The following is a 12215-nucleotide window of genomic DNA, read 5'->3' on the forward strand; positions in this document are numbered from 1 at the left end:
CCGGCGACGTTTCGCTCGGTGTGCAACTCAGCTTGCCGGTGGCCGCTACCGTTCCCTTAGCGCTCCACTAACGAAGCGCTGACGCGATCACAAACCGGCTGACTCACCCGCGTATCGCCGGCGCGCCAGTAGAGTGAAACGGTGACTTCTCTGCCGGAAGACCCGCCGTTACTGGTCAGCGAAGACGACCGCGACGCGGCCGTGCGGCGCGTGCAGGAGGCGTACGCCGAGGGGCACATCTCGCACGAGGACATGGACGAACGCCTCCACCAGGTGCTCACCGCCAAGACGCGTGGCGAACTTGTGTCGGCTCTGGCCTCGCTCCCGGAGGAGAACGCGGGCACCACGTCCACGATCGCCGCCGCCGGCGGACGCATCAAGCGGCGCGGCGCATGGCAGGTGCCTCGGGTCCTCAAGGTCGCGTCCGCGTTCGGAAGGGTGCGCCTGGACCTGTCCCGGGCGGTCATCGAACATCCGGTAGTCGACATCGAGCTGCAACTCGGCACCGGCAGAGCCAGGATCACGGTGCCCCGCGACGCGATCGTCGACCTCGAGGATCTGCACACCGGGTGGAAGGACACGCGCTACAAGCCCCGGCGGCACTCCGGCCCCGGCGGGCCGAGGATCCGCATCTCCGGGACCATGGGATTCGGACGACTGACGATCCGCCACGCGCGGTGGTGAGCCCGTCAGCGTCCCGAGCCCGGCACTCAGCCGACGTGGACATGGGGCCATCGGGCCCGGTCGGGCTCGGCCTCGCGGAGCACTTCCCGGGTGACGGGGGCGACCTCTCCCTGGCCGAACAGGAAGAACCGCAGGAACTGGGCGAAGGGGCTGCCCTCGGTCCACTCGAAGTAGATATGCGGCCTGCACCCGGTCACATCCCGTACGTGCAGCAGCAGCGCGGCCGGCGAGTTGGGGATGCTGGAGCCGTCGAGGGTCAGGACGCGGTAGCGGCCGTGCAGCACCTCGCCGTGCACGCGCAGCGCCGATTCGAAGTCGGACGGGTCGCGGACGGTGACCTCGACGAAGATCAGATCCTCGTCGTCCGGGATGTCGTTGTCGGCTCGGATCTGCTGGATGTTGTCTCGCGGTACTCGGTCACGTCCCGGGGAGCGGAGCCGGCCGCCCTGCCGCACGGACGCGACCCCGAGGCCGTGGCCGAGTACGAAGAGCGGTTCACCACCGTCATGATGCAATCGGGCCTGTCCAACAAGATGATGGCGCGGGTGATGGTCTGCCTCCTCACCACCGATTCCGGCAGCATGACCGCCGCCGAACTGGTCCAGCGCCTCATGACGCACCTGAATGTCGACCGGGAGAGCCTGCGCGAGCTGGCCGATCAGGGCAACGAGACCGCTTTGGACCGGCTGGCCGACCTCGCCGAGGCAGCCGGCGACCTCGACGAGCTGAGCGAGCTGTTGGACGAAGGGTCCATGCACGCCGGGTTCCTGCTCACCCGCCGCGCGGCCGCGGCCGCCGACCTGCCCGAACTGCAACGGATCGCCGACGCCGGATACGACGAGGCCGGGAACGAGCTGGACCGGCTGTTGAAGGCACCAAGCGACGGGCACGGGGCTTGCCCGGGTCTATGACCTGGACCTCTGGAGTGGAGTGCGGACGTGCTCCACCTCTCCTGGGGCGGCTGACGCTGACACTGCCACGCGCGCGCGAGGGCGGCATTGCGGTCGCGGTCGCAAGGGGAGCCTGCGCCTCCGAATCGGTCGCCTCCATGTCACGGCGGCGAGTACCGCTGGAGATCGCGCGGCCACGCAGGATTTCCTCGCCGAGGCGAAGAACATTGCCCGCTACGTGACCCTCGATCGCCCCGACGCGTGGGCCAACTTCAGTCCCATCAACGTCGAGTTGCACGCCGTCAGCGCTGCCGTTGCGCTCGGCGACGCGGGTGTGGCCCTGGAGGCGGCCCGGCCGCTTATGCGTCGGCCGATCCCTGTCCCTGAGCGGCGTGCGGCTCTGTGGGTCGATGCCGCCCGTGCGTACAGTCAGCAAGGCAGGCTCGCCGACGGCTACCGGGCCCTGCGTGTCGCCGAAGACTGTGCGGCCCAGGATGTCCGGCGGCCGGCCGTACGTGAGCTGGTGGCGGACATGGCGGCCCGTGACCGCCGCCGGGCCGTGCCGGAGTTGCATCGCTTCAGTCGACACCTGGGAGTGCCCGCATGAGTGAGCGGAGGAAGCCGTTCCTGTACGTCGTCGTCTGCGCGGCCGGTATCGCCGATGATGTCGGCAAGCTGATCATCGCCGCCCAGGAGCGGGACTGGGACGTGGGCGTCATCGCCACTCCGCAGGGCCTGGGCTTCATCGACGCCCAAGCGGTCGAGGCCCAGACCGGCTATCCGATCCGCTCTGCCTGGCGCTCGCCCGGCGATCCGCGTCCGCTCCCGCCGCCGGATGCCATCGCTGTCGCCCCGGCGACCTTCAACACGATCAACAAGTGGGCCGCCGGGATCTCGGACACTCTGGCGGTGGGCATCCTGTGCGAGGCGTACGGCCTGGGCGTCCCCACCGCCGTCCTGCCTTATCTGAACGCCGCCCAGGCCGCCCACCCGGCCTACCGGCAGAGCCTGGAGCGGCTACGGGGCATGGGCGTGCTGGTCGCCGAGTACGAGCCGCATCAGCCGAAGGCGGGTGGCGGTCGTGACACGTTCCGATGGGAGCAAGCGCTGGAGCTGCTGAGCCCCAAGGTTCGATGAGCGGGGAAGGAATTGCGGAAGGGCTATGAGCAGTGTGCCGCTTCATGGCACTTGGTGGTCGGGTGGCGGATCCGTGCGGGTGGCCGCGTTGCGCGCAGAGAGGGCATCAACGTTCCGTAGGAAACGGGTAAGGGTCATGTAAAGTGCCGTGCGGTGTGCCGGGAAGCCTGGTCGGCGGTAGGGGATTGCTCTCTCCAACGATCGGGGACGGTACTCATGGTGCTCATCGCGGTCTTCGGCGTGGCGCTTCTCATCGCGGTCCTGGTCTCGGGGCTGGCCGCCCGCTCGATTCTCTCCACCTCGCTGCTCTTCCTCGTCGCGGGCGCGCTCGTCGGCGATGGGGCCTTCGGACTGATCCACATCACCGCGGACAGCCCGATCGTGGCGGTCACGGCGGATCTGGCGCTGTTCGCGGTGCTGTTCACCGACGGCATGCATGTCTCGTTCCCGGCGCTGCGCGGCGCCTGGCGGAATCCGGCACGTGCGCTCGCCCTCGGCATGCCGTTGGCGTTCGTGGGGATGGCGCTGATCACCCACTTCCTGGTGGGGCTGGACTGGACGACGTCGTTCCTGGTCGGCGCGGTGCTGGCGCCGACCGATCCGGTCTTCGCGTCGGCGATCGTGGGCCGTAAGGAGGTTCCGGCTCGGCTGCGGCAGCTTTTGAACGTGGAGAGCGGGATCAACGACGGGCTTGCGCTGCCGGTCGTCCTGGTGCTGATCGCGGCGGCCGGTCCGGCCTCGGGTGAGGCGGAGACGTCGTTGTCGAAGATCGCCCTGGAGCTGCTCGGCGGCCTGGCCCTGGGCATCGTGCTGCCACTGGTGGTCAATGCGCTCGTGCGGCTCCCGGTGCTCGGTGCCGAGCCCAAGCTCCAGCCCCTGCTGCCGCTGGCGACCGGTGTGATTCTCTACGCCGGCTGCCATCTGACCCACGCCAACCCCTACCTGGCCGCCTTCTCGGCGGGCGCGGTGCTCGCCTCCGTCTCGCCGGAGTCCGGTCGCGCGTTCGAGCCGCTGGGTGAGGCGGTGGCGGAGCTGAGCAAGTTCGTGGCGCTGCTGGTGTTCGGCGCACTGCTGACACCACGGCTTTTCGGGGATCTGACGGTGGGCGGATACGTCACAGTGGTGCTGGCCATTGTGCTGGTCCGCCCGGCGTCGCTGCTGATCTCACTGATCGGCACCCGCTTCGCGCGGCGGGAGAAGCTGGCGGCGGCCTGGTTCGGGCCGAAGGGCTTCGCCTCCGTCGTGTACGGCCTGCTGGTGCTCCAGTCCGGCATCCCGCAGGGCGAGGAGGCGTACACCCTGATCGCGGTGTGCATCGCGTTCTCCATCGCCGCCCACAGCAGCACGGACGTGCCCGTCGCCCGTCTCTTCGAGGTCGAGGACCTCGTCGGCATCCCGGACGACGCTGACGAGGACGGCCACGATGGGGCAGGAAGAAGCAGACCGCCGGGGCAGCCCGGACGGCGTCCCGAGTGGAGGAGCACGACGATGCGCGCACGTGATCTGGCGATGGCATACGAGTCGGTCCGCGTCGATGATGACGCGCTGGAGGCGGCTCGCCTCATGGCCGAGCACCAACTGCCCGGGCTGCTGGTCCTGGACCGTGACGGGGAGCCGAAGGCGATCCTGCCCGCCTCCCAGGTGATCAAGGCGCTCGTCCCGGCCTATGTGATCGAGGACCCCGCGCTGGCGGCGGTCATCGACGAGAAACACGCCGACCGGCTGTGCGAGGCACTGCGTGGCCGCCGGGTCGGCGACCTGCTGTCCGACAAGGCGACCCGGCCGCCGATCGCCGATCCCGACGACACGGCGCTGGAGGTGGCCGCGTTGATGGCGCAGGCGCGCAGCCCGCTGGTGGCGGTGGCAAGGCGGGACAAGGCGGGCCTGCATCTGCTCGGGGTGATCACCGCCTCGCAGCTCCTCCAACGACTCCTCGGACATGCGGAGCCCCATGAGTGACTGGCACAGTTGGGCGGCGATCGCCGTCTTCGTCGTCGCCTACGCGGCGATCATCAGCGAGCGCGTCCACCGGACGGCCGCCGCCCTGGGAGGGGCGGCCGTCATGCTCACCATCGGCGCCACCGACGACAAGGCCGCCTTCTTCGACGAGCGTTCCGGAATCGACTGGAACGTCATCTTCCTGCTGCTCGGCATGATGGCGATCGTCGGGGTCCTGCGGCAGACGGGCCTGTTCGAGTATCTGGCGATCTGGGCGGTCAAACGCGCCCACGGCAAGCCATTCCGCGTGATGACCATGCTGATAGTCATCACCGCGACCGCCTCCGCGCTGCTGGACAACGTCACCACGGTCCTGCTGGTCGCCCCGGTGACCCTGCTGGTGTGCGAACGTCTCGCGCTGCCGGCGGCGCCCTTCCTGATCGCGGAGGTGATGGCGTCCAACATCGGCGGCACCGCCACGCTCGTCGGTGACCCGCCGAACATCATCATCGCCAGCCGGGGCGGGCTGACCTTCAACGACTTCCTCGTCCATCTCGCCCCGATCGCCGTTGTCCTGACCGCCGTTCTGGTGGTGCTGTGCCGGGTGATGTTCCGCAAGGCGCTGGTGTACGACGAGGACCGCGCCGCCGAGGTGATGGCGCTGGAGGAACGGGAGGCCATCCGCGACCACCGGCTGCTGTACCAGGGCCTGGCCGTCCTGGCCCTGGTCGTCTTCGGGTTCGTGGCGCACCCGGTGCTGCACTACGCGCCGAGCGTGGTGGCCCTGCTCGGCGCCGGGCTGCTCATCGCCGTCTCCGAGGTGGAGACGGGTGAGGCGCTGAAGGAGGTGGAGTGGCCGACCCTGGCGTTCTTCGCCGGGCTGTTCATCATGGTCGGGTCGCTCATCGAGACCGGCGTCATCGGGGAGATCTCCCGCGCGCTGGCGGACGCCACCGGCGGCAGCGAACTCGGCGCGGTGATGCTGCTGCTGTTCGGCTCGGCAGTGCTGTCGGGGGTCGTCGACAACATTCCATACGTCGCGACCATGGCCCCCATCACCGCCGACCTGGCCCACGGCTTCGGCGGCGGCGACGGTGTCCACGTGCTGTGGTGGGCACTGGCCCTCGGCGCCGACCTGGGCGGCAACGCCACCGCCATCGGCGCCTCCGCCAACGTGGTCGTCCTGGGCATCGCCGAACGCAACCGCCAGCCCATCTCCTTCTGGCAGTTCACCCGGTACGGCCTGGTCGTCACCGCCGTGACGGTCACGATCGCCGCCGGATACCTGTGGCTGCGGTACTTCGCCTTGAGCTGACCCTACGACGATCACAGGGAGCGGACCGATGAGACAGCCCCGGGTACCTGATGACTTCCTCGGCGGGTACGAGCGGATGCTCACCGACGTCGCCGAGACCGGCCGACTGCTGCTCCGTCCCGAGCTGGACGAACTGCGAGATCTGGGGGAGCGGGCGGCCGAGGCCGGATACGGGCTTGGGCCGCTCATCGGGCTGTACCTGGGCGAGACCCGCAGGCTGTGGGGGTCGCTGCCCGGCGCCGTCCGGGCGTCCGGCGCGTCGGCGTCGGCCCGTACCGCTGACGCGCTGCTGGGCGCCGTGGACACCGCCGTAGGCGCCCTCGGTGAGGGCCATGAACGGGCGCAGCGCCTGGCGGTGCGGCAGGAGGAGGCGGCGCGGCGGGAGTTCGTGGACGACCTGCTCTACGGGCGCAGCGACTTGGGGCGGTTGGCCGAGCGGGCGGAACGGTTCGGGCTGCGGCTGGCACGGAGTCACGCGGTGGCGGTCGTCGAGGGGGAGGAGCCGTACGACGATGTGCATCCGGTCGTGCGGCGGGTCGAGCGGGAGCTGATCGCCCGCTTCGGTGAGCACGATGTGCTGCTGACCACGAAGGAAGGCCGGCTGGTGTGCGTCGCGGCCGGCGAGGAGCGTGAGCGGGCGATCCTGGACGCCTTCACGAACCGGGTGCGTGAACCCGGCAGTGGGCACACGGGCGCACGGTGGGTGGCCATCGGCCGTGAGCACCCAGGGGCCGGTGGCGTGGTGAGCAGTTATGAGGAGGCCCTGGGTGCCCTGGAGCTCGCCGACCGTCTGGGTCTGCCCGGTCCTGTTCTGCGCGCCGCCGACCTGTTGGTCTTTCCGGTGCTCCGGCGCGACCGGGCCGCCATGACCGACCTGGTGCGCACGGTGCTCGGCCCGCTCACGCGGGCCCGGGGCGGGGCCGGGCCCCTTCTGGAGACGCTCAGCGCGTGCGCGGCGGCGGGGTATGTCAACGCCGAGGCGGCGCGGCGGCTGAACATCGGTGTCCGCACGCTCTCCTACCGGCTGGAGCGCATCAAGACCCTGACCGGTTACGACCCGGGCGATGCCCTGCAGCGCTTCACCTTGGAGACGGCGGCCATGGGGGCCCGGCTGCTGGGGTGGCCGGGGAGCCCGTTGTAGGCGTGGCCTGCCCATGCGGTTCCGGTGCTACCAGGCCGTCAGGAAGGCGTAAAGATTGCCGGGATCCGGCAATGTGCGGTTCGTGGCCTCGGTGTCACGATGTGCCCGGCACCAAGACGGGGGAATCGGGGGAGGCGCTGTGGCTGAGTGTCCGCGGACCGCGCCGGAGCGTCCGGCGGTCCTGTCCGGCCTGACGCTCCTCGTCGTGGCCGGGTACCGGCTGGTGGCGCAGATCGGCGGGGCCGGCGGCGGGGCTCACGGGGGAGACGGAGTCCGCGCCGGCACCGCCGGCACACGGCGCACCGCCGTGGCCGTGACCGGAATCGCGCTGGCTGCCTGGTGCGTGGCGCTCGCCGGGGACGCGTTGACGGATTGGCACTGGCTGCGCGTCGCCGTGCTGCCGGCCGTGGCGGGAGCGGCCTGGGCGGGTGTCGGGCTGCAGCGTCGGCTGACCCACCGCCTCCTCCCGCCCGCCGGGCCGCTCGATCGCCCTCGGCCCGGCGTCGATCGCGTCGTGTCCCGGATGTGACCCGTACAACCACCCTCGTTGCGCAGGGTCAAAGGGCCTGTCCTGGCCGTGCCCTGCCCCGGTGGCAGCGGCACGGCGACGCCCTTGGGAGGGTTCATTGGCTCAAGAAAGCGATCCATCCGAGGGCGTATCCGTAGTCCGTGGCGAGCGCGTCCAGGCCGATGCGGATCAGATGGCGATGCGGCTCGTCCACTGGGCAACCGCGTTCGTGGCGCCCGGTTCGCGGAGTTCGGGAAAGCGGGCCTCGCATGCCGTCTTGACCGGGACGGGGAGGAACAGGTTGCGCCACACCTTCCGCAAGGACATCGCGTTGAGATATGCGTTGAGGTCGTCGCGCGTCTGGGCCTCGCGGATGACCCGCTCGTACATCAGCCGGAAGTCGGCCTCGTCGGCCAGGTCGTAGACGTAGCGAGGTCCCCAGTCGATGTGGCGCGGCAGCGTGCTGCCGCCGACCGTCGGCCCGCTGAGCTCGTCGAGCGACTCCGGCAGTACGTACGGCTTCGCCGCTGCATACCCGCTCATGGATCCAGCATTCCTGATGGGGACCGGCGAGCGCATCGGCAGTGCGGATCGGCGGACGGGGAGTGAACGTGACCGCCGGACACGCGCGACAGCTATCTGGCACGCAACGGGCACGGTCTGACAGACAACGAACGACTGTCCCATTCTGTGACACCTCGCCGCCCTGCCTGCTTGTGCGCCCCTCGGTCATACGGTGGTTCGCACCGGACCAGCGACCGTCGGCTACCGCGCAGCGGCTTTGTCAGACGGCCTTGACGACGGTGCCGGTGGCTTCGAGGGTGGCCACTTCGTCGGCAGGTGCGGTGGTGTCGGTGACGAGGGTGTGCAGGTGCGTGGAGGGGCCGACGTAGGCGTAGGCGGTGCGGCCGAGTTTGCTGCCGTCCGCCGCGACGATGATGCGGCGCGATGAGGTGATGCCCGCCTTCTTCACCGCCGCGTCGTCGAGGTCGTAGGCGGTCAGGCCTTCGGCTGCGCTCAGGCCGCAGCAGCCGACGACCGCGGTGTCGAAACGCAGCGCCGAGAGGGAAGCGAGCGTGAGGGGGCCGGTCAGGGCTCCTTCGGCGGCGCGAGGCCGTCCACCGGGCACCATCAGCGTGGTCGGACCCGGGGGGTCGCCGAGTATCTGGATGGCCTGCAATGACAAGGGCATCACTGTGACCGGCCGTTGACGCAGCAGGCGGGCGACCTCCAGGCAGGTGGTGCCGCTGTCCAGGAGGACGGTCTCGCCGTCGGCGATGAGCGAGCAGACCTCGGCTGCGATCCGGCGCTTGGCGTCGACGGCCTCGCGGGCGCGCAGCGCGAAGGGCGGCTCCTCCCCCCTGAGTAGCAGAGTGCGTGCCCCGCCGCGGACGCGTTCGAGGACACCTTGCGCGGCCAGCGTGTCGAGGTCGCGCCGGATGGTCATCTCCGACGCGCCGGTCAGCTCAGCGAGCGCCTGGACCGTGACACTGCCCGCCTCCCTGACGGTCTGCGCGATCAGCCCGTGCCGGTCTGCGTTGCTCATACCGCGATTGAACACCACTTGGAAACGAACAATCAAGATGTTCGCGACCGAGCCTTACGAACACAAAATATGTTCGTTATGGTGATCGGCATGGACCGCTCGCTTCGATCCGCCCGTGTGGCGAACTTCGTCTACTTTGTCCTTTGCGGCACCCTGATGGGCACCTGGGTGGTGCATATCCCCGCCATCGAGGAGCGCGTGGGCATCAGCCACGCGACGCTGGGGAGCCTGTTGGTGCTGCTGGGGCTCGGGGCCTTCACTGGTATGCAGGTGGCCGGTCGTCTGGCCGACCGCCTCGGGGCGCGCGTCGTGCTCCCTGTCGCCGGCGTTCTGTCCAGTGCGGCTGTGGTGCTGCCCGGCCTGCCCCGGGATCCCTGGATGCTGGCGGGTGCTCTGCTGGTCTTCGGCTTCTGCAATGGCTGTCTCGACGTGAGCATGAACGCCCACGCCGTGCATGTGGAGAAGGCGTACAACCGGCCCGTCATGTCGGCCTTCCACGCCATGTTCTCCGTCGGCGGTGTCATTGCCTCGCTCATCGGAGCGGGCACCGCGAGCGTCGGGATGAGCCCGGCTACGGGCATGGCCACCGTGGGAGCCGTGGGCATCGTGACCGTACTGGTGCCGACACGCGGCTTGCTGCCGACCACGCCGGCACCCGCCGCCACCGCCGCGGAGAGTGAGGAGACACGGGCCGGAAAGCCACGCAGGGCCCCAGGGCGCATCTGGATCCTGGCCGCCCTGGCTCTGATGGTCATGCTCAGCGAGGGAGCTGCCAACGACTGGAGCGCTCTGCACCTGAAGGACGTCCTCGGTGCGCCCGCGAGCACCGCCGCCGTCGGGTACGGCACCTACGCGGCGGCGATGACCACCGGCCGACTGCTCGCCGACCGCGTCTCCGGCCGGTTCGGACCCATGGCCGTCCTGCGTTACGGCGCGGTCACGGCCGCCGTCGGAATCACGATCGTGGCCGTCTCGCCGTGGATATGGGCCGCGTTCGCGGGCTGGGCGCTGTTCGGCCTGGGACTGTCCGGCTGCGTCCCCCAGCTCTTCAGCGCGGCCGGCCGCGCCGACCCCTCCGCTGCCGGGGCCAACGTCTCCCGCGTCGCCGGGCTCGGCTACCTGGGCATGCTCTCCGGCCCCGCCGTCATCGGCTGGCTGACCCATCTTGTGGCGTTGAACCACACCTTCGTACTGCTGACCCTGCTGTGCGCCATCACCGCTACGGCCGCCGGAGTCCTGCGCACCGGATCCGACCGCACGCGCGAGCTAGCACGCAGCAGCCACTGATCGCCTGTGCGGCACGGCCCCTGACACCGTGCCGCACAGGCTCCTCCGCTCGCCCCGGCTGGCCGCCAGACCGGTGAGGAAAAACGAACCACCGCCAACAGAAGGAGCCGTTGTTGCCTCAGACAGACGCCACTCCCGCCCGCGGCCGTGTCGGTGTCCTGCTTCCTCGCGACCTGCCCGTCCGGGACGTGCTGCCCTACGCCCGGCGAGCCGAAGAGCTGGGGTTCGACCAGGTGTGGGTGGTGGAGGACCTCGGCTGGCGCGGCGGACTCGCGCAGGCCGGCCCTGTCCTCGCCAGCACCACCAGCATCACCGTCGGTATTGGCATCATGCCCGCCGGCGCCCGCAACGTGTGCTTCGCCGCGATGGAACTGGCCACCCTCGCCCAGCTCTACCCTGGCCGGCTGGTCACCGGTATCGGCCACGGCATGCCGGACTGGATGTGCCAGGTAGGAGCCTGGCCCGCCAGCCCCCTGACGCTGATCAAGGAGTACACGACCGCGCTGCGCCTGCTCATGCGCGGCGAGCCCGGCCCGGCAGACGGCCGCTATGTGCGCTGCGAAGGCGTCGTCATCACCGAGACCCCCGACCTCGTCCCCCCGGTCATCCTCGGCGTACGTGGCCCAAAATCGCAGGCAGCCGCGGGCGAGGTGGCCGACGGGCTCCTCCTGGCCGAGCCCGCGGCCCCCGCCTACATCGCCTCCTCACTCCGGCACCTGGGCAGCACTTCTGACGCGAGCGCGCCCGAAGTCGTCACCTACGACGCAGCCGCCGTCGACGACGACGAGGACGCCGCTCTCGCCCGCGTCCGCGACGGACTGACCGCCATCGGCGAGTCGGACTGGGCCGCTCACATCGACCCGCTGCCGTTCGCCGCGCGGCTGCGCGCACACCGCGCCGCCTGCGCCGACGCCCGGCAGTTCGCCCAGACCATGCCCGCCGCCTGGGTCCGCCAACTGAGCGTCGCCGGCACCCCCGACCAGGCACGCGAAGCGATCACAGCCCGCCACGCAGCAGGCGCGACCAGCGTCGTCCTCACCCCCACTGGCCCCGACGCCCTGACATCCCTTGCCTCGCTCGCCCGCGCCCTGGACTCCCGCCCCTGAACCGAAACCGCTGGGACCGGAGGAAGCCCCACCATGTCCACCGACCGACGCATCGTCCTGTTCGACCTCTTCGGGGTCATCGCCCTACACCAACGCCCGGGCGCCCTGGCGGAGATGGCCGCCCGGTGCACCGCACCCGCAGACGACTTCGCCGACGCCTATTGGGCCTGCCGCCCGCCCTACGACGCCGCGCAGTGGTCCGCGCGTGAGTACTGGACGGCCGTACTGCGATGGCTGTCACTCCCCGTGGACGGCGACACGATCGAGGAGCTGCGGCTCGCCGACATCGACAGCTGGTCACGCGTCGACAACCGCATGGTCGCCTACATCCAGTCCCTGCGGGACGTCGCCGAGGTCGCCCTGCTGTCCAACATTCCCGCAGACCATGCGGACGCATTCCTCGCCGCACAGCCCTGGCTGCGGAACCTGGACCACGTCGCCTTCTCCGGAAAGATCCATGCGGCGAAACCGGACCCAGCGGCGTTCTGTCACTGCGTCGTCGCCATGCGGGCCGCGCCCGCCGACTTCCTCTTCGTCGACGACCGCGAAGAGAACGTGCGCGCAGCGCAGGCCACCGGCATGAACGGGCACGTCTTCACCAGACTCGACGAGCTGGCAGCAACCATCGACAGCTGGCTGCCGACCAGCAGCCCCGCCTCGTGA

12 protein-coding genes and 3 pseudogenes are annotated in these 12215 nt (G+C 70.2%); 12 read left to right on the forward strand and 3 right to left on the reverse strand.

Annotated elements, in window-relative coordinates:
• Positions 1-141: 141 nt before the first annotated feature.
• The gene (locus STRVI_RS00845; RefSeq protein WP_014053728.1) at positions 142-684 is read left to right on the forward strand and encodes a DUF1707 SHOCT-like domain-containing protein; all 543 of its coding nucleotides are present in this window, start codon (positions 142-144) and stop codon (positions 682-684) included.
• A gap of 26 nt (positions 685-710) precedes the next feature.
• Here STRVI_RS00845 and STRVI_RS00850 read toward each other — a convergent pair.
• Positions 711-1091 (reverse strand): annotated as a pseudogene (locus STRVI_RS00850) (amino acid transporter); the annotation flags it as partial.
• Positions 1092-1157: 66 nt separating this feature from the next.
• Between STRVI_RS00850 and STRVI_RS00855 the strand changes: the two are divergent.
• The 8 genes and pseudogenes from STRVI_RS00855 to STRVI_RS00885 all read left to right on the forward strand — a co-directional run bounded on the left by STRVI_RS00855 (position 1158) and on the right by STRVI_RS00885 (position 7634).
• Positions 1158-1595: a hypothetical protein gene (locus STRVI_RS00855; RefSeq protein ID WP_435532573.1), complete on the forward strand. Its 438-nt coding sequence runs from the start codon at positions 1158-1160 to the stop codon at positions 1593-1595.
• A gap of 142 nt (positions 1596-1737) precedes the next feature.
• Positions 1738-2181: pseudogene (locus tag STRVI_RS00860) on the forward strand (helix-turn-helix domain-containing protein); the annotation flags it as partial.
• The gene (locus STRVI_RS00865) at positions 2178-2711 is read left to right on the forward strand and encodes a flavoprotein (RefSeq protein ID WP_014053729.1); all 534 of its coding nucleotides are present in this window, start codon (positions 2178-2180) and stop codon (positions 2709-2711) included. The pseudogene STRVI_RS00860 and the gene STRVI_RS00865, both read left to right, overlap by 4 nt.
• A gap of 216 nt (positions 2712-2927) precedes the next feature.
• Positions 2928-4142 (forward strand): annotated as a pseudogene (locus tag STRVI_RS00870) (cation:proton antiporter); the annotation flags it as partial.
• Positions 4143-4220: 78 nt separating this feature from the next.
• A complete protein-coding gene (locus STRVI_RS47250; RefSeq protein ID WP_435532607.1) occupies positions 4221-4670 on the forward strand; it encodes a CBS domain-containing protein in 450 nt (149 codons plus the stop codon).
• Positions 4663-5964: an SLC13 family permease gene (locus STRVI_RS00875; RefSeq protein ID WP_014053731.1), complete on the forward strand. Its 1302-nt coding sequence runs from the start codon at positions 4663-4665 to the stop codon at positions 5962-5964. The genes STRVI_RS47250 and STRVI_RS00875 overlap by 8 nt, the downstream gene beginning before the upstream one ends.
• 28 nt (positions 5965-5992) lie before the next feature.
• Positions 5993-7105, forward strand: coding sequence for a PucR family transcriptional regulator (locus STRVI_RS00880; protein WP_014053732.1), 1113 nt, complete (start codon positions 5993-5995; stop codon positions 7103-7105).
• Positions 7106-7244: 139 nt separating this feature from the next.
• A complete protein-coding gene (locus STRVI_RS00885) occupies positions 7245-7634 on the forward strand; it encodes a hypothetical protein (protein ID WP_014053733.1) in 390 nt (129 codons plus the stop codon).
• 168 nt (positions 7635-7802) lie between these two features.
• Here the strand turns inward: STRVI_RS00885 and STRVI_RS00890 are convergent, their stop codons facing one another.
• Together STRVI_RS00890 and STRVI_RS00895 are read right to left on the reverse strand one after the other, a co-directional pair.
• Positions 7803-8156: a hypothetical protein gene (locus STRVI_RS00890; protein ID WP_014053734.1), complete on the reverse strand. Its 354-nt coding sequence runs from the start codon at positions 8154-8156 to the stop codon at positions 7803-7805.
• A 241-nt stretch (positions 8157-8397) separates the two neighbouring features.
• Positions 8398-9159, reverse strand: a complete 762-nt coding sequence (locus STRVI_RS00895; protein ID WP_014053735.1) for a DeoR/GlpR family DNA-binding transcription regulator — start codon at positions 9157-9159, stop codon at positions 8398-8400.
• A gap of 78 nt (positions 9160-9237) precedes the next feature.
• On the opposite strand from STRVI_RS00895, the gene STRVI_RS00900 reads away from it, so the two are divergent.
• The 3 genes from STRVI_RS00900 (at position 9238) to STRVI_RS00910 (ending at position 12215) form a co-directional block, all read left to right on the forward strand.
• Positions 9238-10446 (forward strand): MFS transporter, encoded by a 1209-nt coding sequence (locus tag STRVI_RS00900; protein ID WP_014053736.1) that lies wholly within the window; start codon positions 9238-9240, stop codon positions 10444-10446.
• Positions 10447-10559: 113 nt separating this feature from the next.
• Positions 10560-11552 (forward strand): LLM class flavin-dependent oxidoreductase, encoded by a 993-nt coding sequence (locus STRVI_RS00905; RefSeq protein ID WP_014053737.1) that lies wholly within the window; start codon positions 10560-10562, stop codon positions 11550-11552.
• A 33-nt stretch (positions 11553-11585) separates the two neighbouring features.
• On the forward strand, positions 11586-12215 hold the full coding sequence (locus tag STRVI_RS00910) for an HAD-IA family hydrolase (protein ID WP_014053738.1): 630 nt from the start codon (positions 11586-11588) through the stop codon (positions 12213-12215).

It is taken from the genome of Streptomyces violaceusniger Tu 4113 (assembly GCF_000147815.2).
Taxonomy (GTDB): Bacteria; Actinomycetota; Actinomycetes; order Streptomycetales; family Streptomycetaceae; genus Streptomyces; species Streptomyces violaceusniger_A.